Annotated in this window: 21 protein-coding genes; 10 read left to right on the plus strand and 11 right to left on the minus strand. The window is 74.0% G+C overall.

Features of this window, described 5'->3' with window-relative positions; translation table 11 throughout:
- Positions 1-457 precede the first annotated feature (457 nt).
- The gene (locus ABZ449_RS07345; protein ID WP_360341650.1) at positions 458-1,780 is read right to left on the minus strand and encodes a UDP-glucose/GDP-mannose dehydrogenase family protein; all 1,323 of its coding nucleotides are present in this window, start codon (positions 1,778-1,780) and stop codon (positions 458-460) included.
- A gap of 213 nt (positions 1,781-1,993) precedes the next feature.
- Positions 1,994-2,905 carry a LysR family transcriptional regulator gene (locus ABZ449_RS07350; protein WP_360341653.1) on the minus strand — a complete coding sequence of 304 codons (912 nt, stop codon included), beginning with the start codon at positions 2,903-2,905 and terminating at the stop codon, positions 1,994-1,996.
- A gap of 188 nt (positions 2,906-3,093) precedes the next feature.
- Between ABZ449_RS07350 and ABZ449_RS07355 the strand changes: the two genes are divergently transcribed.
- Positions 3,094-3,774 (plus strand): type 1 glutamine amidotransferase domain-containing protein, encoded by a 681-nt coding sequence (locus ABZ449_RS07355; protein WP_360341656.1) that lies wholly within the window; start codon positions 3,094-3,096, stop codon positions 3,772-3,774.
- Positions 3,775-3,912: 138 nt separating this feature from the next.
- On the opposite strand, the gene ABZ449_RS07360 is transcribed toward ABZ449_RS07355, so the two are convergent.
- A complete protein-coding gene (locus tag ABZ449_RS07360) occupies positions 3,913-4,302 on the minus strand; it encodes a hypothetical protein (RefSeq protein WP_360341659.1) in 390 nt (129 codons plus the stop codon).
- Between the two features lie 172 nt (positions 4,303-4,474).
- On the opposite strand from ABZ449_RS07360, the gene ABZ449_RS07365 reads away from it, so the two are divergent.
- The 4 genes from ABZ449_RS07365 to ABZ449_RS07380 all read left to right on the plus strand — a co-directional run bounded on the left by ABZ449_RS07365 (position 4,475) and on the right by ABZ449_RS07380 (position 8,853).
- Complete coding sequence (locus tag ABZ449_RS07365; RefSeq protein ID WP_360341662.1) at positions 4,475-5,572, plus strand: TIGR03617 family F420-dependent LLM class oxidoreductase; 1,098 nt, start codon at positions 4,475-4,477, stop codon at positions 5,570-5,572.
- 229 nt (positions 5,573-5,801) lie between these two features.
- Entirely contained in the window at positions 5,802-6,206 is a 405-nt protein-coding gene (locus tag ABZ449_RS07370) for a hypothetical protein (protein WP_360341665.1), read from the plus strand.
- The gene (locus ABZ449_RS07375) at positions 6,203-8,014 is read left to right on the plus strand and encodes a GMC family oxidoreductase (protein WP_360341668.1); all 1,812 of its coding nucleotides are present in this window, start codon (positions 6,203-6,205) and stop codon (positions 8,012-8,014) included. The genes ABZ449_RS07370 and ABZ449_RS07375 overlap by 4 nt, the downstream gene beginning before the upstream one ends.
- A complete protein-coding gene (locus ABZ449_RS07380) occupies positions 8,011-8,853 on the plus strand; it encodes a hypothetical protein (RefSeq protein WP_360341671.1) in 843 nt (280 codons plus the stop codon). Before ABZ449_RS07375 ends, ABZ449_RS07380 begins: the two co-directional genes overlap by 4 nt.
- 247 nt (positions 8,854-9,100) lie before the next feature.
- Here ABZ449_RS07380 and ABZ449_RS07385 read toward each other — a convergent pair whose 3' ends face one another.
- The 5 genes from ABZ449_RS07385 to ABZ449_RS07405 all read right to left on the minus strand — a co-directional run bounded on the left by ABZ449_RS07385 (position 9,101) and on the right by ABZ449_RS07405 (position 13,413).
- On the minus strand, positions 9,101-10,090 hold the full coding sequence (locus ABZ449_RS07385; protein ID WP_360342017.1) for a bile acid:sodium symporter family protein: 990 nt from the start codon (positions 10,088-10,090) through the stop codon (positions 9,101-9,103).
- A 167-nt stretch (positions 10,091-10,257) separates the two neighbouring features.
- Entirely contained in the window at positions 10,258-10,575 is a 318-nt protein-coding gene (locus tag ABZ449_RS07390; RefSeq protein WP_360341674.1) for a hypothetical protein, read from the minus strand.
- Complete coding sequence (locus ABZ449_RS07395) at positions 10,572-11,405, minus strand: isocitrate lyase/PEP mutase family protein (protein WP_360342020.1); 834 nt, start codon at positions 11,403-11,405, stop codon at positions 10,572-10,574. The genes ABZ449_RS07390 and ABZ449_RS07395 overlap by 4 nt, the downstream gene beginning before the upstream one ends.
- Positions 11,406-11,746: 341 nt before the next feature.
- Positions 11,747-12,625 (minus strand): class I SAM-dependent methyltransferase, encoded by an 879-nt coding sequence (locus ABZ449_RS07400; protein WP_360341677.1) that lies wholly within the window; start codon positions 12,623-12,625, stop codon positions 11,747-11,749.
- Between the two features lie 197 nt (positions 12,626-12,822).
- Positions 12,823-13,413, minus strand: coding sequence for a PadR family transcriptional regulator (locus ABZ449_RS07405; RefSeq protein WP_360341680.1), 591 nt, complete (start codon positions 13,411-13,413; stop codon positions 12,823-12,825).
- Positions 13,414-13,612: 199 nt separating this feature from the next.
- Between ABZ449_RS07405 and ABZ449_RS07410 the strand changes: the two genes are divergently transcribed.
- The 3 genes from ABZ449_RS07410 (at position 13,613) to ABZ449_RS07420 (ending at position 15,799) form a co-directional block, all read left to right on the plus strand.
- Positions 13,613-15,028, plus strand: a complete 1,416-nt coding sequence (locus tag ABZ449_RS07410) for an MATE family efflux transporter (RefSeq protein ID WP_360341683.1) — start codon at positions 13,613-13,615, stop codon at positions 15,026-15,028.
- The gene (locus ABZ449_RS07415; RefSeq protein ID WP_360341686.1) at positions 14,979-15,506 is read left to right on the plus strand and encodes a DinB family protein; all 528 of its coding nucleotides are present in this window, start codon (positions 14,979-14,981) and stop codon (positions 15,504-15,506) included. The genes ABZ449_RS07410 and ABZ449_RS07415 overlap by 50 nt, the downstream gene beginning before the upstream one ends.
- Before the next feature lie 131 nt (positions 15,507-15,637).
- The gene (locus ABZ449_RS07420) at positions 15,638-15,799 is read left to right on the plus strand and encodes a hypothetical protein (protein WP_360341689.1); all 162 of its coding nucleotides are present in this window, start codon (positions 15,638-15,640) and stop codon (positions 15,797-15,799) included.
- A gap of 153 nt (positions 15,800-15,952) precedes the next feature.
- On the opposite strand, the gene ABZ449_RS07425 is transcribed toward ABZ449_RS07420, so the two are convergent.
- Positions 15,953-16,132: an antitoxin gene (locus ABZ449_RS07425; RefSeq protein WP_360341692.1), complete on the minus strand. Its 180-nt coding sequence runs from the start codon at positions 16,130-16,132 to the stop codon at positions 15,953-15,955.
- Between the two features lie 154 nt (positions 16,133-16,286).
- Here ABZ449_RS07425 and ABZ449_RS07430 point away from each other — a divergent pair, with 154 nt between their 5' ends.
- Both ABZ449_RS07430 and lpdA read left to right on the plus strand, forming a co-directional pair.
- The gene (locus ABZ449_RS07430) at positions 16,287-17,918 is read left to right on the plus strand and encodes a M28 family metallopeptidase (RefSeq protein ID WP_360341694.1); all 1,632 of its coding nucleotides are present in this window, start codon (positions 16,287-16,289) and stop codon (positions 17,916-17,918) included.
- A gap of 275 nt (positions 17,919-18,193) precedes the next feature.
- Positions 18,194-19,600, plus strand: a complete 1,407-nt coding sequence (gene lpdA, locus ABZ449_RS07435; protein ID WP_360341696.1) for a dihydrolipoyl dehydrogenase — start codon at positions 18,194-18,196, stop codon at positions 19,598-19,600.
- A 145-nt stretch (positions 19,601-19,745) separates the two neighbouring features.
- Here the strand turns inward: lpdA and ABZ449_RS07440 are convergent, their stop codons facing one another.
- Positions 19,746-20,495: a sigma 54 modulation/S30EA ribosomal C-terminal domain-containing protein gene (locus ABZ449_RS07440; RefSeq protein WP_360341699.1), complete on the minus strand. Its 750-nt coding sequence runs from the start codon at positions 20,493-20,495 to the stop codon at positions 19,746-19,748.
- A 150-nt stretch (positions 20,496-20,645) separates the two neighbouring features.
- On the minus strand, positions 20,646-20,981 hold the full coding sequence (locus ABZ449_RS07445) for a GNAT family N-acetyltransferase (RefSeq protein WP_360341701.1): 336 nt from the start codon (positions 20,979-20,981) through the stop codon (positions 20,646-20,648).
- Positions 20,982-21,083: the final 102 nt, after the last annotated feature.

Below are 21,083 nucleotides of genomic sequence, written 5' to 3' on the forward strand. Positions count from 1 at the left end.
CGAATGCCAAGTTGCCAGACCGGAACTGCCCCCGCCAAGACCCTCCCGCTACGATCCGCGGTCGTAGCGGGCGGCCCGGCTCCGATTCGAAGGACACACGGCCCGCGGCGCCCCCACCCCTTGCGGCCTGCGCGAACGCCGACCACCCCCACCGCCGACTGGCACAAAACGGACACTGCTAGGTGTCGTCGTGCACCGCATCCGCGTGTGAGCGCACTCACCGCCCCCGCCCCGGCGACATCACCGACCGGCCCGCCACCACCACACCCGGTCAACACCGACCGCCCGCCGATGAGACCGCCACCACACCCCGACCGACCCGGGAACGACACCCCGGCTGTCGGGTGGGAGAACCGGATCGGCGCGCAGCCGGGGCCGCGCCCACCATGCCGGCGGCGCCCCTGGCGGCCGCCGCGGCGATTGCGGCCGCCACCAGGGTTCATGTGGTCGGCCCGAGCTACTTGCCGGGGCGGCCGAGCTGGTGGACGCGCCAGCCCGCCGTGCGCCAGCGGTCGGGGTCGAGGGTGGTGCGGCAGTCGACGAGCAGTGGGTCGGCGGGCAGTTCCACGAGGGCGTGGGGGTCCGCCTGTCGGTACTCGGGCCATTCGGTCGCCAGGACGACCAGCTCGGCGCCGGTGAGCGCCGCGGGCAGATCCGCGGTGTGGTCGAGTTCGGGGTTGCGGAGCATCGCGTTGGTCGAGGCCTGCGGGTCGTGCACGGTGACCACGCCGCCGGCCCGGTGCAGCGCCAGGGCCAGGGCGAGGGCGGGGGACTCGCGCACATCACTGGTGTCGGGCTTGAACGCGGCGCCCAGGACGGTGACCCGGGTGCCCCGGAGCGGCCGGTCGCCGAGGGCGTCGGCGATGAGGTCCATGGCGACGCCGGTGCGGGACTCGTTGATCCTCTCGGCGGCGAGCAGGAGCTCGGCCGCGCCGGTGGCGCCGAGCCGCTTCGCGCCGGCGGTGAACGCGCGGACGTCCTTGGGCAGGCATCCGCCGCCGTAGCCGAGGCCCGGCCGCATGCCGCCGGCGCCGATCCGGGGGTCGATGCCGAGGATCTCCACGATCTTGGAGACGTCGCCGCCGGCCTTCGCGCACATGTCCGCGACGCCGTTGATGTAGCTGATCTTGAGCCCGAGGAAGCTGTTCGCCGCGCCCTTCGCCAGCTCGGCCGTCGCCGGGTCGCAGACGAACAGCGGGACGCCGGCCTCCAGAATGGAGGCGTAGACCTCGCGGATCGCCTTCTCTCCCCCCGCGCTGGTGACACCGGCGATGATGCGGTCCGGGCGCAGGGTGTCCTCCACCGCGTGGCCCTCGCGCAGGAACTCGGGGTTCCAGACGACCTCGACGTCCGTGCCCGCGGGGGACAGGCGCTGGACGAGGGTGGTGACCTCGGCGGTGGTGCCGACGGTGACGGTGCTCTTCCCGACGATGGTGCAGGGCTCGGTGAGGTGGGGGGCGAGCCGGCGGACGGCGCCGAAGACCTGGCCGTTGTCGTAGGAGCGGCCGTCGGCGTCGATCGGGGTGCCGACGCCGAGGAAGTGCAGCTCGGCGAAGGCGGCCGCTTCGGCGATGTCGGCGGTGAAGCGCAGGCGGGCGCCGTCGATGTGCTCGGCCAGCAGCTCGGGCAGGCCGGGCTCGAAGATGGGGCAGTCGCCGGCGTTGAGCCTCGCGATCTTCTCCCGGTCGATGTCCACGCCGATGACCTCGTGGCCGAGTTCGGCCATCGCCGCGGCGTGCGGGATGCCGAGGTGGCCGCAGCCGATCACGGAGACGCGCATGGATGGTCCTTGTCTGAGCGAAGGGACACGCCGTTACTCGGCGTGTCCAGGACGCTACCGCGTGCCGAACATCGCAGGGGGACGGCGAGGCGGGAACCCGCCGAGTGCGGCGTGCGGCGGCGAGGCCGGGTGCTCCGCCGGACATGGATCACGGGCTGCCGTCCTCAGCCCCGGTGTCGGCGGCAGCCGGCGGTGCGAGGGGGAACGCTCGGGTCAGCTCCAGGTGCGGGCCGCGGCCAGCAGGCGCTCGCGGACCAGGGCGACGTGCGGGTTGGACGAGCCGGCCGGGCGGCGGACGAGGTAGGCGGTGTTGATCGGCGGATCGGCCGGCTCGTGCAGCAATCGCAGGGCCCCGGAGGCGAGTTCGGCTCGGCACAGGTAGCCGGGGAGCACGCTCCAGCCCGCGCCCGCGGTCACCGCCGAGAGGACCGCCCGCAGGTCCGGTACGGTGATCGCCGCCCGGGCGTGCAGCCGGCGGCCGAAGACGTGCCGCCAGTAGCGGCGGGCGATCGGCAGGTCCTCGGCGTAGCTGAGCAGCGGGACCTCGTCCAGCGCGCCGGGCAGCTCCCGGCCGGCCAGCCGCTCGGCCCAGGAGGGGGCGGCGACCAGGACGAACTCCTCGTCGGCGAGCGGTTCGGCGAGCAGCGTCCGGCCGGACGGGCGTCGGGTGGCGACCACCAGGTCGTGTTGCCCGGCCCGCAGTTCCGCCAGCAGGGGATCGGTGAGCCCGCTGGTCACCCGCAGCTGGACGCCCTCCGCGACCAGTGGGGCGAGCTCTGCCAGCAGGACGGTGCCAAGGAACTCGGCCGGCCCGGCGAGGTGGACCGGTTCCGGTGCGCCGCCACCGTGCCCGTCGGTGAGGCTCGCGAGCCGGTCCAGCGGCACCGCCAGGCGGGAGGCGAGGTCGTCGGCGTACGGGAGCGGGTTGACCCCGCGGGCCCGGCGCTCGAACAGCTCCCGGCCGAGCCGCTGCTCCAACGCCCGGATCTGCGCGGTCACCGTGGACTGGGACAGACCCAGCAGATGCGCGGCCGCGGTGAAGGAGCCCGCCCGGTGCACGGCGAGGAAGGTCCGCAGCTGGTTGAGGTCCAGTGGGCCGGAGCCGGTGGTCGGCCGATCGCTCATGCCGACGAGCGTACGGGATTCCGATGGCTGGACGGCACGCTCGACGATCCGGGTGAGGTATCGGAATCCCGATGCCTCGCATCGCGTGGCCCATTGGTTTCCGCAGGCGGGGCGCGTCTAGCGTGACGGCGTGAGCGCCGCGGCGGACCGTCGCGGCGAGGACCCGCGGCACCCCTGGAGGCACCCCGATGGCCGACATCCTGTTCGTCGTGACCGGTTCGAAGGTCTGGACGCTGAACGACGGTACCGAGCACCCGACCGGCTTCTGGGCGGAGGAGCTCGTCGTCCCGTACCGCACCTTCACCGAGGCGGGCCACCGGGTCGCCGTCGCCACGCCGGGCGGCGTCGTCCCGGTCGCGGACCGGGCCAGCCTGGCCGACCCCGAGCTGGCCGAGGAACTGGCGAAGATCGCCGAGCTCCGGCAGCCGCTGGTGCTGGCCGAGGTGGACCCCGCCGACTACGACGTCGTGTTCTACCCCGGCGGCCACGGTCCGATGGAGGACCTGGCGGTCGACGCCGACTCCGGGCGGCTGCTCACCCGGGTGCTCGCCTCCGGGCGCCCGCTCGGTGTGGTCTGCCACGGCCCGGCCGCGCTGCTCGCCGCACGGAGTGAGGGCGGCGGCTCGCCCTTCGCCGGGTACCGGGTGACCGGCTTCACCAACGCGGAGGAGACCCAGGCCGGGCTGGCCGACCGGGCGCCGTGGCTGCTCCAGGACCGGCTGGTCGAGCTCGGCGTGGACTTCGAGGAGGGCGAGCCCTGGGCGCCGCACGCGGTGGTCGACCGCAACCTGGTGACCGGTCAGAACCCGGCCTCCTCGGCCTCGGTGGCCGCCGGGCTGCTGAAGCTGCTGGACGCGTCGGCGGCGTAGCGGCCGGACGGAGGGCCCACGAGGGAGCGCGGGCGGGCGACTGTTCGTACGGATCGCCCGCCCGTCGGCGCGGGGTCCGAGGCAGTGGCGGGGCGTCCACGCCCTCGGCGTCGGGCACCCCGCCCCACCGGGCCTTCGTCAGTGAAGGTCGTAAGCGGTGAGGGGGTGCCCCGCCCAGAGCCGGGGGGAGGCCCGCTCCGGGTAGCGGACGGTCCGCGAGCGGGCGTCCAGGACCCGGGTGAGCTGCCCCTCCGGATCGTAGGCGGGCCAGCCCGGGGCGCCGGTGGTGGCGAACTCCACCCAGGCGTGCCGCAGTTCCGCCGAGACCCGGACCGCCTCCGCCGGGGGTGGGTCGCCGAGGAAGTGCCGAGCCGTCGGGCTGTCCAGACTGCCGAAGGCGAGAGGTGCGTCCAGGCCGTGGCAGGCGCCGAAGACGCCGTCGAGGGCGGGGGCGGGCAGGGCGGGTTCGAAGAGGTGCGAGGTGCCGCCGGCGGCCGCGTTGGCCTCGGTCAGCCGGAGCGAGGGCATCCGGAACAGGGCGTCGGAGTCGACGGCTTCGAGGAGTTCGGAGGGCGTCGCCCCCGGGAGCGAGCGAGGGGGCGGGAGGACGGATGAGACGGCGGCGGCCCGTCCGGAGCGCGCGCCGAGCCGTGGCAGGCTACCCGGGTAGCACAGCCGCCCGCGACCAGGAGCACCCGCCATGGACCGACCCGCCGCCCCCCGACCCGCCGCCCCCCGACCCGCCGCCCTCCGGCTCGACGCCACCGCCTCCGGGCACCCGGCGGGCATCCTGGACGCCGCCGAGCGGGCCGAACGCCGGGGCATGGACCGGCTGGTGGTCGCCGAGACCGCGTACGACCCGTTCCTCCAGCTCGCCCGCGCGGCCGACCGGACCGAGTCGATCGAGCTGGCCACCGGCATCGCGGTGGCCTTCGCCCGGACCCCGATGACGCTCGCCTACCAGGCCTGGGGGCTGCACGCGGCCTCCGGCGGACGTGCCGTCATCGGGCTGGGCTCGCAGGTCAAGCCGCACATCGAGAAGCGCTTCGGGATGCCCTGGGACCGTCCGGCCGCCCGGATGCACGAGTACGTGCACGCGGTGCGGGCGATCTGGCACAGCTGGCAGACCGGCGAACGGCTGCGTTTCCGGGGCGAGTTCTACACCCACACGGTGATGACGCCGGTGTTCTCGCCGGACCCGGTCCCGTCCGGGGTGCCGCGCATCCTGCTGGCGGGCGTCGGGCCGCTGATGACCCGGACCGCCGGGGCGGTGGCCGACGGCTTCCTGAGCCACCCGTTCTCCTCCACCGCCTACCTGGCCGAGCAGGTGCTGCCGGGCCTGACCGAGGAGCGGGCCCGGGCCGAGGCGGAGGGCGCCGTGTGGACGGAGCGGCCGTTCGAGGTCGTCGGCAGCGTGCTCACCGCCACCGGCCGCACCGAGGAGGAGCTGGCGGCCAACCGGGCCGCCACCCGGGAGCGGCTCGCGTTCTACGCCTCCACGCCGGCCTACCGTCCGGTGCTGGCGCAGCACGGCTGGGAGGGGCTCCAGGAGGAACTGCACACCCACTCGGTGCGCGGCCGCTGGGCGGAGATGGCCGCGCTGATCGACGACGAGGTCTTCGACGCCTTCGCGGTCTGCGGACCGGTCGAGGAGGTGGCCCGGGAGATCCACCGCCGGTACGCGGGCCTGGTCACCCGGCTGTCCGTCAGCCTGCCCGAGGACGCCGACCCGGAGCTGGGCCTGGACGTCCTGGCGGCCGTGCGGGCGCTGGGCCGACCGGAACCGGACGCCGTGTGATCACGGTGGACGACTGAGCGGACAAGCGGTGACGAAGTCCGGGCGGATTCGTGCAACGCGTTTCCGGTGGTGACGACGGGCGGCAGGATCGCGGTGGCAGGCGGAGCCGTTCGGCGCGGCCGGACGCCCCGGACCTGCCGCGTCACGGGGCCTGTCGCGCCGTGCGGTCCGTTGCGCCGTACGGCCTGTCATGCCTCGGCCACCCGTTGCCGATCGTGGGGGTGCCCGCGTGTCCGTGTCCGACGACCGTCCGGCCGACTACGACCTGGCGGAGCGCTGGGACCCCGTCGTGAACGAGTACGTCGACGCCCTGGCCGACCTGGACGAGTTCCTGCGCGTCTGCGCCGAGCTGACCGGCTTCGACGTCCCCGAACTGCGCTCCACCGGCATGGCGGACGAGCACCACCGCACCACGCTGGCCCACCGGGTGCGCGACGAGCACGCGCTGGTCCACCTCTGGTACGTCGGCGCCTGGCCCGGCGAGGCGCCCTCCTCCGCCCGGGCCCACGACCAGGGACTGGTCTGGCGGACCTTCCACGCCGTCCCGCCCGGCTCCGCCGCCCCCGGACACGGCAGCTGGGCCGAGGCCCCGCGAGGCGCGGCGGCACCGGACAACGGCGGTGAGGGCCGGTGAGCGCCCGCTGGGACGCGGTCGTGGTCGGCGCGGGCTTCGCCGGGACCCTGATCGCCCACCGCCTCGGTGCGCAGGGCTGGCGGGTCCTCGTCCTGGAGGCCGGCCGGGCCGCGCCCACCGGCGCCGAGGCCGCGGCCGCCCACCGCGCGGCCGGCGGCGGACCGCCCACCTCGCCCTACCCGCACCGCCCCGAGGCCCCGTCACCCGACGTCACCGACCTCGCCGGAAACCCGGACGGCGGCTTCACCGCCACCGGTCACCTCCGCCAGCACGGGCCACTGCCCTACGCCAGCGGCTACCTGCGCGCCAACGGCGGCACCGGACTGCTCTGGACCGGGCTCACCCCGCGCATGCACCCCGAGGACTTCCGCACCGGCGACCTCGGCCACGGCCGCAACTGGCCGATCGGCTACCACGACCTGGAACCCCACTACCGCGAGGCCGAACGGGAGCTCGGCGTCGCCGCCGACGCCGAGGAGCAGCGCCGCGCCGTCGGCCTGCCCATCCCGGACGGCTACGACTTCCCGATGCGGGCCGTGCCGGCGAGCTACCTCGACCGGCAACTGGCCCGCGCCCTCGACGGCCGGACCGTCCGCGACCCCGCCGTGCCACACCCCGCCCGGCTCGCCGTCACCACCACCCCGCACGCCCGCAACGGCGTGCCGACCAGGCCGGGCTCCGCCGACGGGCCGCTCTGCGCGGGCAGCGCCAGCTGCGTCCCCGCCTGCCCGAGCGGCGCCAAGTACACCCCGCTGCGCACCCAGGCCCGCTGGGCGGTCGGGGTCGAACTGCGCACGGAGGCCGTCGTCAGCCGGGTACTGGCCGACCCGGAAACCGGGCGGGCCGGGGGAGTCGAGTACCTCGCCGGCGGCACGAGCCACCGGGTGGAGGCGGGCCTGGTCGTCCTCGCCGCGCACGCGATCGAGAACGCCCGGCTGCTGCTCCTGTCCGGCCTGGCCAACCGCAGCGACCAGGTCGGCCGGAACCTGATGGACCACCCGGCCCTGCTCACCTGGGGGCTGATGCCCCGCCCGGTCGGCCCCTACCGCGGACCCGGGTCCACCAGCGGCCTGGAGGCGTTCCGCTTCGGCCCCGGGCGGAAGCGCCGGGCGCCGTTCCGGATCGAGATCGGCAACTGGGGCTGGTCCTGGGCGGGCGGCGCGCCGGAGGCGGAGACGGCGGCGCTGCTCGCGGCGGGCCTGCGCGGCAAGGAACTGCGCGACCGGCTCGGTGACCGGCTGGGCCGCCAGTTCTCGCTCCAGTTCGAGCTGGAGCAGCCCGCCGACCCGGCCAACCGGGTCACCCTCGACCGGGACCGGCGCGACCCGCTCGGTCTGCCCGGCCCGGCCATCCGCTACGACCTCTCGGAGTACGTCCGCGAGGGTATGACGTCCGCTCGGGCCGTCTCCGAGCAGCTGTTCGCCCTGCTCGGCGCCGAGGACCACACTGCCTACCCGGCGGCCGGCTGGCCGGGACGGCTCGAACACCGGGGAACCGTCCACGGCTACCGCGGCGCCGGCCACGCCGGTGGCACCCACATCATGGGCGACTCGCCCGCGAACTCGGTGGTCGACCACTGGCAGCGCTGCTGGGACCACCCCAACCTGTACGCCGTCGGTTGCGGCTCGATGCCCTCCCTCGGCACCTCCAACCCCTCGCTCACCATGGCCGCCCTGGCGCTGCGCAGCGCCGAGCGGATGCACCGCGACCTGCTGGCGCTGCACCGCCCGGCGGCCGTGGCGCCCCTCGCGGCCTCCCGCGCCCCCGTACCGCCACCGCCGTCTCCCCCTTCCTCGGAGTCCTCATGACCGGTCTGCCGCTGCCGCCCGTACCCGAGCCCTACCACCTGCCCTTCCACTACGGTGCGCTGCACAACATCGGCGTCGACTACCTGGTGGACCGCGCGCGGGCGCGCGAACTGCTCGCCAAGCGCCACCCCGGGCTGAACGTCGCCGCCTTCGACGGCGGGGCCTGCGTCTCGCTCAACTACCAGCTCTACTTCGCCCAGTATCCGAACGGTGCCGGCGTCACCCAGGAGCTGGAGATCAACCTGATCGCCCATCCGCTCTTCGCCGAGGAGCGGATTCCGGTGGTCAACTACGGCCAGTACGCCAGGGGGTACGACCAGACCAAGCTGCTCGGCATCGCCCGGCTGCACGTGCTCTGCGACAACCCGCTCGCCATCGACGCCGGGCGCCGGCTGTACGCCGAGCCCAAGCACCCGGGTTGGTTCGAGACCACCCTGCCCTCCCTCAACGCGCCCGACGTGCGCGAACGCTGGTCGGTGTCCTGCCGTCGGGCCACCCTCGGGCCGGACGGACTGAGCCGCCACGACGAGGAACTCCTCGCTCTGGACGTGAACCTGGTCGGCCTCACCCCCGAGTCCGTCAACAACACGCCGATCACCGGCTACGGCACCGACGACGAGGGCAAGCTGCTGGCCGGGCCGCTCAACGTCTACCAGCCCTACCGCTACTACGCCCTGGACGACCGCACCGCCGACCGGGTCCGGCTCGACCTCGGCAACCCCGCCGAGGAGTCCGCCCGCGACCTCGCCCACCTGATCGCCGACGCCCCGGCGGCCGGAGTCTGGACCTACCAGTCCCCGCCGGTCGCCGCCCACAACCGGGCCTACTACATCCGATGACGGCCGCGTCCTTCGCCCCGGGCGGCACCGCCGTGCGGCGGGACTGACGCGGACCGAGGGGCGCGGCCGGCAGCCTGCCGGTGTCGCGCCTCGACCTCGTGGTCGGCTGCCTGGTGGAGGGCGACCACGAGGTCCAGGCGGTACTGGAACTGGCCCGCCGGCCGGAGCTGCCGGTCGGAGCCGCCGGCCGAGCGGCTACACCGGCTCGGCCGGCAGCGCGGGGCCTCGGCCGGGGTGCGGCGCGGGATCAGCCGGGCGCCGGCGGAGCGCCCGGACCGGTGAGCGCGGCCGGGACCGGGCCGGGCGCGGTGGCGGCCGTGGAAGCCCGCGACCAGCGTCCCGCGAGGACCGTGCCGACGATCAGCTGGAGCTGGTGGTAGAGCATCAGCGGCAGTACCAGCAGGCCGGCTTGCGTCCCGAACAGGACGGTGGCCATCGGCAGGCCGTTGGCCAGGCTCTTCTGCGAACCGCAGAGCACCGCCGCGATGGTGGCGGACCGGTCGAGCCCCAGCAGCCGAGCGCCGAGCCCGGTGGCCGCCAGGGCGGCGGCGAGCAGGGCGAGCAGCACCATGAGCAGCCCCGCCAAGGCGAGGGGGGTGGCCAGGCCCCAGATGCCCTGGGCGACCGCCGCGCTGAACGCCGTGTAGACGACCAGCAGGATCGAGCCGCGATCCACCGGGGTGAGCACCTTCTTGTGCCGGGACAGTGGACCGCCGAGCCAGGGCCGCAGCAGCTGCCCGAGCAGGAACGGCGCGAGCAGCTGCAATCCGATCCGCAGCAGCCCGTCGGCGGACAGCGCGGTGTGCGATCCCAGCAGCCAGGCTGCCAGCAGCGGGGTGAGCACCAGCCCCGCCAGGCTGGAGTAGGTCCCGGCGCAGATCGCCGCCGGGACGTTGCCCCCGGCGGAGCCGGTGAGCGCCACCGAGGACTGCACCGTCGAGGGCACCAGACAGAGGAACAGCACGCCGGTGTGCAGCTGCCCGGTCAGTGGGGCGGGCGTGAGCAGTGCCGTGGCCACGCCGAGCAGAGGGAAGAGGACGAAGGTGGCGGCCAGCACCAGCCCGTGCAGCCGTACGTGGCGCAGCCCGGCCAATGTCTCGCGGGTGGAGAGCCTGGCGCCGTAGAGGAAGAACAGCAGCGCCACCGCGAGGTCGCAGGCCACTTCGGCGACCCGCGCCGAGGAGCCGGAGGCCGGGAACAGCGCGGCCAGCCCGACCGTCCCGGCCAGCGCCGCCATGTACGGGTCCAGCCAGCGGGGCAGCAGCCTGCGGGAACGCGGGCCGGTGGCCTGTTGCTGCTGCGCCCGGTCCCCGCCTGCCCGTTCCCCGCCTGCCCAGTCCCCGCAGGCTGCTGCCCCGCGCGCCCGGAGCCCTGGTGGCTGCTCCGGGCGCGCCAGGCGGTCGGTCACGGGCCGCCTTCCGCTTCCGGGTGGACCGAGGGCCTGGACGAGGAACCGGGCCCGAGCAGTCCGCCGACCAGCGAGCCGGCACCGTCGTGGTCACTGCCCGCCGAACCGCTGCCGTTCTGGAGGTTGGCTGTCCGGTCGACCTCCAGCCAGGAGTCGGCGTGCGAGTTGTCCACGACAGTGATCAGCGAGCCGCCGGCCGCCGCGGGTGACGCGGCCCCCGCGAGCAGGGCGCAGGCTCCGGCCAGCCCCAGCGCGGTGGCCCGCAGGGCGGTGGCCGGCGAGGGCGGGGCGGCCCCGCGCAGCCCGGTGCTCATGCCGTCACCGCCATGAGCCCGCTGGACCGCGAGATGTTCCGCTCCAGCAGCTCGGTGGACTCCCGCACGCCCACCTGCTCGCGGTCCCCGGCCGGGGCCGGCAGCCGCCCGTCGGCGTTCTTCAACCCGGCCAGCGCCTCGTCCATCGCCCGGTGCGCGGCGAACAGGCACGGCGTGCTGTAGATGGCCACGTCCACCCCCAGCTCCGACAGCTCCGAGAGCGACAGCCGGGGCGACTTGCCGCCCGCGATCTGGTTGAACAGCAGGGGCTTGTCGCCGACCTCCCGGCGGATCCGGCGGATCCACTCCTCGCTGCGCACACCGTCCACCAGCACCACGTCGGCGTCGGTGGCGGCGAGCGCCCGGGCCCGGCGCAGGATGTCCTCCTCCTCGGTGGCGTCGGTGCGGGCGACCACCACCAGGTCCGTCCGGTTGGCGAGGACGAGTTCCAGCTTCTCCAGGTACTCCTCCAGCGGCAGCACCAGTTTGCCGTCCGCGTGCCCGCAGCGGCGCGGCCGCTTCTGGTCCTCCAGGATCACGCCCGACGCGCCGATCCGTTCGAGCCTGCGCACGACGTGGCAGGCCACCTCCGGGTCGACGTACCCGTCGTCGATGTCGACCAGCAGGTGGTGCCGGGGGAAGGCCCCGCGCAGCCGCTCGACGAAGGCCACCATGTCGGGCCAGGCGATGAAGCCGATGTCGGGCAGGCCGTAGTAGGAGGCCGCGAAGCCGAAGCCGGAGACGAACATGCCGTCGTAGTGCTCGGCCGCGATGGAGGCCGAGTACATGTCGTAGACGCCGATCAGCGGCGTCGTCTCCGGGCCCGCGATCTCGGTGCGGAGCCGCTGCCCATGGGTGTCCGATGCCGTGTTTCCGTAGTACAAGGCCTACTCCTCGCTAGGGATGACTTTGCCTGAACTTGGTGTTCATCAGACCGAACTGAGGTGTCATCACTATGCGCCCTTTAATGTTCCGTGGGCAAATCTTTAAGAGAGGTTCCCTCGTTGGAGTGAATGCGCGAGGATAATAGGAAGGCCGAAAATATGGTGATCGTCTAAATGGGCTGACGTCCCGGCACAAGGGAAGGGCGGCCGGGGCCGCGTCGGCGGTGCCGGGGTGTGGTGCGGGGGCGGCGTCGGGGCCCGCCCGGTGGGCCGGCCCCGACGGGGTGTCAGGCGCTGGGGACCGGGGGGACGGCGCGGCGTTCGCGCAGCGTCCGCAGCATCCGGCGGGTGGCCTTGGTCGCGACCGGGGGCAGCAATTCGAGGGCGAGCCGGCGCGGGGTGGAGCGCTGCACCGGGGCCTTGACCTGGTAGTTGAGGCGCAGCACGCGGGCGCCGGCGATGGTGTCCTCGTCGACGGTGTACCCCTCGGCCCTCCAGTCGCGCTCCTTCAGGGCCTCCTGGGCGGCCGCCGCGTCGCCCCAGGTGCCGTAGAACTTCATCGGGGTGAGCAGGACCGGCCGCAGTCCGCCGGTGAAGACCGCCTCCCAGACCGCGGCGGAGACGCCCGGGGTGTGCTCGGAACGGTAGTCGTCCAGGGCGACCAGGCCGTTCTCGGTGAGTGCGGCGCGGGCCACGGCGATGTCCCCGGCGACGTGTTCGTAGAGGTGGGAGGCGTCGACGTGGACGAAGCGGCAGCTGTCCGCGCGGATGCGGCCGTCGGCCAGCACGGAGGTCGGGGCCTGCACTATCTCGGGCAGCTCGCCGTGGAAGGCGAGGTAGTTGGCCTCGAAGGCGCTGCGGGTGAGGGTCCTGCGGTAGGACATGTTCATCTCTGCGGCGTTCTCGGCGTCGCCCGCGTCGGAGTCGAACAGGTCGCAGACCGTCAGCCGCTCGCCGGGCCGCAGGTGGTCGCCGAGCAGGACGGCACTGCGGCCGAGGTAGCTGCCGAGCTCCAGGATGTCGCCGGTGACGCCGGCCGCGGTCTGGGAGGACAGCAGGTGGCTGAAGGCGGCCCGGTCGAGGCTGAAGAACCAGCCGGGAATGTCGTCCCGCTTCAGCGGCGCGGGGTGGGCCGCGGCCTCGACCGCGGTCTCGGAACTGGGCACGGCGGCCTCCAGGGGGATGGCGGGGCGCGGTGGCGGATCACGCCGCGGAGGGGGGACGCCGAGGACGTGAGGCGGATCATCATAGCGACGCGGGGGCCGGAGGGAACCAGAGGTGGAACGGCCCGAATTCGCTTCTTCGCTCTGCTGTTCGGCATGGGCGTGCGCCTTCGTTTTCGCCCTGAGTTCGCCTGATCGGCCTAACGTTCCGAGGAATGCGACTTTCCGGGCGTACCGGTGGCATTCGAGGGCTCCGACACGTCCGCCCGGTCCAGCTCCGCGATGGTCTCGGACAGCCAGGCCCGCTCGGCCGCCGTGGAGGCCCGGGCGACGAGCAGCATCCCGCGCCGGAAGGGGTTCGGCTCGCGCTCGGCGGTCACCGGCTGCCCCGTTCCGTCGTAGAAGAAGCTGCTCGGCGCGTCCAGGAAACCCAGCCGGCGGCGGAGCACGGCGGCCTGTCGGGGCGGGTCGGCGAGGTGGTGCAGGAAGGCGGTGACGGTGAAGAAGCGGATCTGGTCGGTGATCTCGGCCTGCTCCGGGTCGGCCAGTCGGCGCAGCAGCTCGGCCCGCCCCTGCGCCGTCGGCTCCAGCGTCTGCCGCGGTGCGGCGCCGCTGCCCGGTTCGGTGCGGCGGCGCAGAAGTCCGGCCTTCTCCAGTCGGGAGATGGCGGGGTAGAGCGCGCCGTCGCTCACCGGCCGGACATGACCGGTCAGCCCGGTGATCCGGGACTTGAGCTCGTAGCCGTGCAGCGGCTGGTCGTACAGGAAGCCGAGGATCGCGAGCGTCAACACGGCTGGAGCCCTTCGGTCGGAGTGCGCCCTGTGAAGCCGCCATGCTACCTCTTGTCGATGTGCCTCGAAACGATGTATCTCTATTCGAGGCGAGCTGAGGGCGGGGCAACCCGGGCCGAGGCGGGTCGAGAAGAGCCGAGGCGGGCGCGAGCCCGGCCCCGGTCGGGCACGAGCACCAACGGGGGAAGGGAGAGGGGCCATGCGCGGTCAGTTGCGCCGGCTCACGGCATTGGCGGTACCCGTCTACGCGGAGCTGCTGTCCGGGGTGATCGCCTCGGTGATCGGCGCGCTCTGGGTGGCAGGTCTCGGCGGGGCCGCGGTCGCCGCCGTCACCCTGGCCGGCACCGTCGAGAACCTGCTGCTCGGGCTGGTCCTGGTGGTCGCCTCCGGCACCAGCGTCCGGCTCTCCCACGCCCTCGGCGCGGGCGACCACGCCGAGGCCGCCCGCACCACCCGCGCGGCCTGGCGGCTCTGCGCCGCCGTCAGCGCGGCGCTCGCCGTCCCCGGCTTCCTGCTGCGGGACCGGCTGGCAGGCGTCTTCCTGGACGGCGAAGCCGCCGACCAGGCCACCGGGTACCTCACCGTCGCGTTCCCGGCCTTCGCGCTCTTCGTCGGCCAGCGCGTCGCCGACGAGCTGTTCAAGGGCGCCGGCGACACCCGCACCCCGATGCGGATCGCCCTGCTCTCCAACGCGCTGCTGCTCCTCCTCGACCCGCTGCTCATCCTCGGCCCAGGGCCACTGCCCGCCCTCGGCGTGCCGGGTGCCGCCCTGGCCCTGGCCCTCTCCCGCGCGATCGCCCTCGCCGTCACCCTGCGCCTGCGGCGACCGCGGCGGCAGCGGCAACTGCCGCGACCAGGGCGAGGCGCCGGGCCGCAGCCGCACGCTCCCCGCGGAACCGACGGCGTCGGCGCGGCGGCGCTACGGATCCTGCGCGCGGGCGCACCGTTCGGCCTGGACTTCACCGCCCGGATGGCCGTCGGAACCGCCCAACTCGCCATGGTCGCGGGCTTCGGCGTCGCGGCGGTGGCCGGCTACGGCCTCGGCTACCGCGTCCTGCTCGTCGTCACCATGGCCTTCTACGCGCTGCGCCAGGCCGCCGCGATCGAGGCCGCCCGGCTGACCGGCGCGGGGGAGGGAGCCGCGCTGCGCACCCTGCACCGCGCCACCGGACGCCTCGCCGCACTGCTCGGTGCGGTGGCGGCGGTGCTGTCCGTCACGCTCGCCGTACCGCTGGCCGCGCTCTTCACCGAGGACCGGGCGGTGGCCGCGCAGTCCGTCGGCTTCCTGCGCTCGGCGGCGCTCTACCTGCTGCCGTACGCGCTGGTGGTGGCACTCGGGGGAGTGCACCAGGCGGCGGGCGCCGGCCGTCCGCTGGTGGTCTCCGTCCTGCTCGGCCTCGGGGCCCAACTCGCCGCCTCGGTGGCCCTGTCCGGGCCGTTGGGGGTGTCGGGGGTGTGGATCGGGCCGGCGGTGGGCGCGGTCGTGCAGCTCGCGCTGCTCGCCGCACTGACCCGGTCGCGTTGTTCGCGCGGCGCTGTCGGTGGCGTGTGCCAGAGTGGGGGCCATGGCAGTCACCCCGGACGGGCGGCCGATCCCGCCCCCGCACGCCGCTGAACGCACCATGCTGGAGGGCTGGTTGGACTTCCAACGGGCCACGCTCGCCCTGAAGGTCGACGGGCTCGACGACCGGCAGGTGCGGCTGGCGTCCGCCCCGCCGTCCTCGATGACCCTGCTGGGCCTGGTGCAGCACCTTGCCGAGGTCGAACGCAACTGGCACCAGCGGGTGTTCGCCGGCCAGGACGTCCCGCCGGTGTACGGGCCGGACAACGCCGGCGGGTACGGGCTGGACCCGGCGCGCGGGATGCCCGAGGCGCTGGCGACCTGGAAGGCGGAGATCGACCGGGGCCGGGAACTGGCGGCGGACAAGTCGCTGGACGCGGCAGGCCCGCTCTCCCCGCAGGAGGCCGCGGTGCTCGGCTCGGACAGTGTCTCGCTGCGCTGGATCCTGGTGCACCTGATCGAGGAGTACGCCCGCCACAACGGCCACGCCGACCTGCTCCGGGAACGCATCGACGGCGTCACCGGGGTGTGAACCCGAGGATGGGCCGGGGGTGAGGGCGAGGGGCGTCGCTCAGAGCCGCCCGGTGGGCCCGGCCGTCCACCAGGCTCGCGTGGACAGTGTCCACTCGCGCTCACGAGAGCGTTCCGGGCAGAATCGACCACATGGACGAGGGCGGCGAGTCGGCCTGCTGGCTGGACCGGGTGTGCCAGGAGTGCGGACGGCTGCGCGAGCGGCCCGGGCCGGGATCGTGTGAGAACTGCGGCGCCGAGGGCGAGGACGGGGACGGCCTGCCGGAGGCGGAACCCGGGCGCCGCGCCGGCTGACCCCCGCGTACTGCCGACGCCGAATCCTGCGCGCCACCGATGCCGAACCCCGGTCCGGCCGCTCGGCCGGACCGGGGCGGTGAGCCGCTCGGACGGCGACGCGCAGTGGCGACGCGTACGGAGCCCCGCGGGGCCGCTACTACGGCAGGGCCGCTACTGCTGGGGCGGCTGGTCGCGGAACTGGCTCTTGAGTTGCTCCTGGGCGGCGTCCACCTGACCGCTGTACTTGCCCTCGGTGCGCTGGTCGACGGCGTCGCCCGCCTTGTCGACGGCCTTGTCGGCCTGCTCCTCGTGGCCCTTCAGCAGGTTCTTGAGCTTATCCATCATGGACATCTGGTCACACTCCTGGATGAGACGCCCCCACCCCTCCAATATCACCGCGCGCGTCGCGGCCCGCATCTCGCAAGGTCTGCGTAAAGGCTTGGCAACGGGATTCCGGTCATGTCCAATCATGACCCTCACGGCCCGTCGGTAAGGAGTCACCTTGATGCTGCGCGCCCGTCGCTCCACCTCCTCGCTCGACCGTTCCGTCCCGGACGGCCCCGCGGCCTCCCCAGGACGCCCGCGAACCGCCGTCACCCGGCGTGGCGCGGGCGCCGCCCTGACCGTCGCCGCCCTGGTCGCCCCGCTGCTGCTGGCCGGCGCCGGCGGCGCCTCGGCCGACCCGGACCCGGCGCGCAAGGGCGCCAAGCTGGCCTCCCGGCTGGTCGAGGCGAGCAGCGCCCGGGACGCGCGGGCCACGCTGGCCGCGCTCCAGCTGATCGCGGACCGCAACGGCGGTACCCGGGTGGCCGGTTCGAAGGGGCACGACCAGTCCGCGCAGTACGTCTACGAGCAGGCACGGCGGGCCGGGCTGAAGGTGTCCAAGCAGGAGTTCGTCTACACCTTCTTCGAGGCCCGCTCCGAGCGCCTCGACGTGCTCTCCCCGAAGGCCGAGTCGGTGCCGGTGATCGCCATGACGTACTCGGTGAGCGGCCCGGACGCGGGCCTGACCGCGGACCTGGCGGTCGCTCCGGTCGGTGCCACCACCGGCTGCACGCCCGCCGACTACCCGTCGGGCGCCTTCACCGGCAGGATCGCCCTGATCCGGCGCGGCGGATGCCCCTTCGCCCAGAAGCAGGCCGCCGCGGCCGCCGCGGGGGCGACCGGGGCGATCATCTACAACAACACCGAGGGCACCCTCAACGGGACGCTCACCGATCCGACGGCGGGCCGGATCCCGACCGGAGGGATCACCCAGGCCGCGGGCGAGGCCCTGGCCGCCCAGGCCGCCGCAGGCCCGGTCCGGGTGACGCTGGACATCCGTACGTTCATGGAGCAGCGCAAGACCTGGAACGTCCTCGCCGAGACCCGCGGCGGTGACCCGGACAAGACCGTGATGGTCGGCGCGCACCTCGACTCCGTCCCCGAGGGGCCGGGCATCAACGACAACGGCTCCGGCAGCGCCGGCATCCTGGAGGTCGCCAGGAACCTCAGTGTCCACCCGGTGAAGAACAAGGTCAGGTTCGCCTGGTGGTCGGCCGAGGAGTTCGGGCTCAAGGGCGCCGAGGAGTACGTGAACTCCCTCTCCGACGCGGAGCGGAAGAAGATCAGCCTCTACCTCAACTTCGACATGATCGCGTCCCCCAACTACGCGCAGTTCGTCTACAACGGCTCGGGCAGCGCCGGTGGCGAATCCGGCCCCGAGGGCTCGGCCCAGCTGGAGCGGGACATCAACGACTACCTGGACGGCCGGGGCCTGCCGCACGACCCGACCGCCTTCAACGGCCGTTCCGACTACGGTCCGTTCATCGACGCGGGGATCCCGGCCGGCGGCACCGACACCGGCGCCGAGAAGGTCAAGTCCCCCGAGCAGGCGGCCCGTTACGGCGGCACGGCCGGCGCCCCGTACGACGCGTGCTACCACCAGGCGTGCGACAACCTGGGCAACATCGACATGGGCGTCCTCGACGTGAACATCGACGTGATCGCGAACGCCGTCGGCACCTACGCCTGGGACCTCTCCTCGCTCCACCGGCCCGTCCCGGCCCAGCGCCCGGCCGCGAAGACGGCGCCCGGTGCCGGTACGACGGGTATCGGCGGCTCGAGCGGCGACCGCTCCCGCGGGGTGACGGCCTGACGCCGGGGTGGGCCCGCCGCTCCCGGCCGGCCGGCCCACCCGACCGCCGCATCCGACTGCTCCGTCCGGGACTGCTCCGTCCGGGACCTCTCCGTCATCGCCCCTGGTGGCCATGGGTGCGATCACCGTAACGGAGGACACTGACAATCCGGCCCCGGGCCGGTACGGTGCCGCGCGGAGCGCATCCGCCGAGACCCGGTGGGTGCGCCGGGTCCGGTCCTGACACCATGGGACCGAGATCACGACACGGTGACATCCTCGGAGGAGTCAGCAACATGAGCACGCACTACGACGTCGTCGTCCTCGGCGCGGGCCCCGGCGGCTACACCGCCGCCGTCCGTTCGGCCCAGCTGGGCCTGAAGGTCGCGGTCATCGAGGCCAAGTACTGGGGCGGCGTCTGCCTCAACGTCGGCTGCATCCCCTCCAAGGCCCTGCTGCGCAACGCCGAGCTCGCCCACATCTTCACCAAGGAGGCCAAGACCTTCGGCATCAAGGTCGAGGGCCAGGTGACCTTCGACTTCGGCGAGGCGTTCCGGCGCAGCCGCTCGGTGGCCGACGGCCGGGTCAAGGGCGTCCACTACCTGATGAAGAAGAACGGCATCACCGAGTACGATGGCTGGGGCACCTTCGTCGACGACCACACCCTCCAGGTCGCGCTGAGCGGCGGCGGGTTCGAGGTCGTCACCTTCGGCCACTGCATCATCGCCGCCGGTGCCACCACCCGCCTGCTGCCCGGCACCAGCCTGAGCGACCGCGTGGTCACCTACGAGGAGCAGATCCTCACCGAGGAGCTGCCGGAGAGCATCATCATCGCGGGCGCCGGCGCGATCGGCGTCGAGTTCGCCTACGTGCTGCACAACTACGGCGTGAAGGTCACCATCGTCGAGTTCCTGGACCGCGTGGTGCCGCTGGAGGACGTCGAGGTCTCCACCGAACTCGCCAAGCAGTACCGCAAGCTGGGCATCGAGGTGCTGACCTCCACCCGGGTCGAGTCGATCGACGACAGCGACCCGAACGCCAAGGTCCGGGTCACCGTCACCAAGGACGGGCAGCAGCAGGTGCTGGAGGCCGACAAGGTGCTCCAGGCGATCGGCTTCGCGCCGCGGGTCAACGGCTACGGCCTGGAGAACACCGGGGTCAAGCTCACCGACCGCAACGCCATCGCCGTGGACGGCCGCGGCCGCACCAGCGTCGAGCACATCTTCGCGATCGGCGACGTGACCGCCAAGCTGATGCTGGCACACGCCGCCGAGACGATGGCCGTGATCGCCGCCGAGACCATCGGCGGGGCGGAGACCATGGAGGTCGACTTCGTCATGATCCCGCGCGCCACCTACTGCCAGCCGCAGATCGCCTCCTTCGGGTACACCGAGGCCCAGGCACGCGAGCTGGGCTACGACGTGAAGGTCGCCAAGTTCCCGTTCACCGCCAACGGCAAGGCGCACGGCCTCGGCCACCCGATCGGCTTCGTCAAGGTCATCAGCGACAACACGCACGGCGAACTGCTCGGCGCCCACCTGATCGGCCCCGAGGTCACCGAGCTGCTGCCGGAGCTGACGCTGGCCCAGCAGTGGGACCTGACCGTCCACGAGGTCGCCCGCAACGTGCACGCCCACCCGACCCTGGGCGAGGCCGTCAAGGAGGCCATCCACGGCCTCGCCGGCCACATGATCAACATGTGACGACCGTTCCCGGGCACGCCGCGCCCCCGTCGAGCGACTGCTCGGCGGGGGCGCGGCGGTGCTTCCGGGCCGATCGTCAGAACGCACCCGGGGCCTCGGGCCAGGCAGGCCGGAGCGGCCGTTCCCGCCAACCCTGCCAAGCTCGTCAGGGGTGTCCGGCGTGTCCGGCGATCAGCCCGAGTCGGCCGTCGAAGCGGCGGTAGAGCACCCGCCCCCGGCCGGTGACCGGGTCCGAGAAGAACAGGAACGGCAGCTCCGCGCCCGCCAGCCGGTCGACGGCCTGCGCCTGCGTCAGCCGGGGCGCGCCGTACGGGCTGAGGGTGATCGGCGAGGTCCGCCGGCCCGCCGGCCCGGCGGGGACGGTACGGGCCAGGCGGTAGCCGGTCGGCCCGACCCGGTAGACCACGGCGTCGGTCTCGGTCGCCGGATCGGTGAACAGGTGGATGTCGTAGTCCATCGCGTCCATCGTCCGGGCGGCGGCCTCCGGCGAGCACCAGACCAGCGAGGGCGCCTTGTGCCGGACCACCCGGGGCTCGCGCAGGGCGCCGCCGCCGGGCCCGGTGGGCGCCGCCGCGCGGTGGCCCGGCCACGGGCGCGGCGCCCAGGCCCCGGTGACGGCCCTGATCCGGCCGCGCAGCGCGTCGCTGACCCGGTCGAGTGCGTCGCCGAGCCCGGCCGCCGCCTCCTGGACACGGATCCGCCGGCCGTCCACCTCGGCGTTCACCTGCGCCAGCACGCCCCCGGCCGCGGCCGCGGCCGCGAGCCGGACCCGCAGGGCCTCCACCAGCGTCCCCACCCCCGGAGCCGCCGCCGCGTCGGCCACTCGGGCCCGTGCCTCGGCCAGGGCCTCGCAGGTCAGCCCCTCGAACGCCCTCACCGTGACCAACTCGCCCATCCCCAGGCCTTTCCACTCCCAGCCGGCGCAGTACCGGCGACCAGGATCCCGGCCCCCCTGGCCGCGCGGCCAGGGCCCAAGGGCCCCACCGCGAGGGCCGGGAGGACCAGTCGCGGCCCCGGCCGGGGAAGGGGGCTGCTGCGGGAGCGGTCAGGACAGCCGGGTGCGCAGCCAGCCCCTGACCTCCGCGGTGACGGGGTCGGTGATGTCGGCGAACTCCTCGTGCTTCAGCAGGAACCTGGCGACGTACGGGCAGATCGGCACGATCCGCTTGCCGGCCGCGCGCACGTCCGTCAGCGCCTCCTGCACCAGCCGCGAGGCGAGGCCCCGGCCGGCGAAGGCCTCGTCGATCTCGGTGTGGTAGAAGACGCGCTGCTCCTCGTGGTCCCGGTACTCGGTGAAGCCGGCGAGCTCGCCGCCGACGGAGATCTCGTACCGGTTCCGGCCGTCCGCCCGCTCGACGGCGACGGTGCTGGGAGTGGTCACGGGGGGCCTTTCGGTCGCGGGCGCGCGGCAGGAGCCGCCAGGGCCGCCCGCCGCGCAGGTCTGCGGGCATCCTGCCAGGTCACCGCCGTCCCGGTCATCCGC

Source organism: Kitasatospora sp. NPDC005856, assembly GCF_040629945.1.
Lineage (GTDB): Bacteria > Actinomycetota > Actinomycetes > Streptomycetales > Streptomycetaceae > Kitasatospora.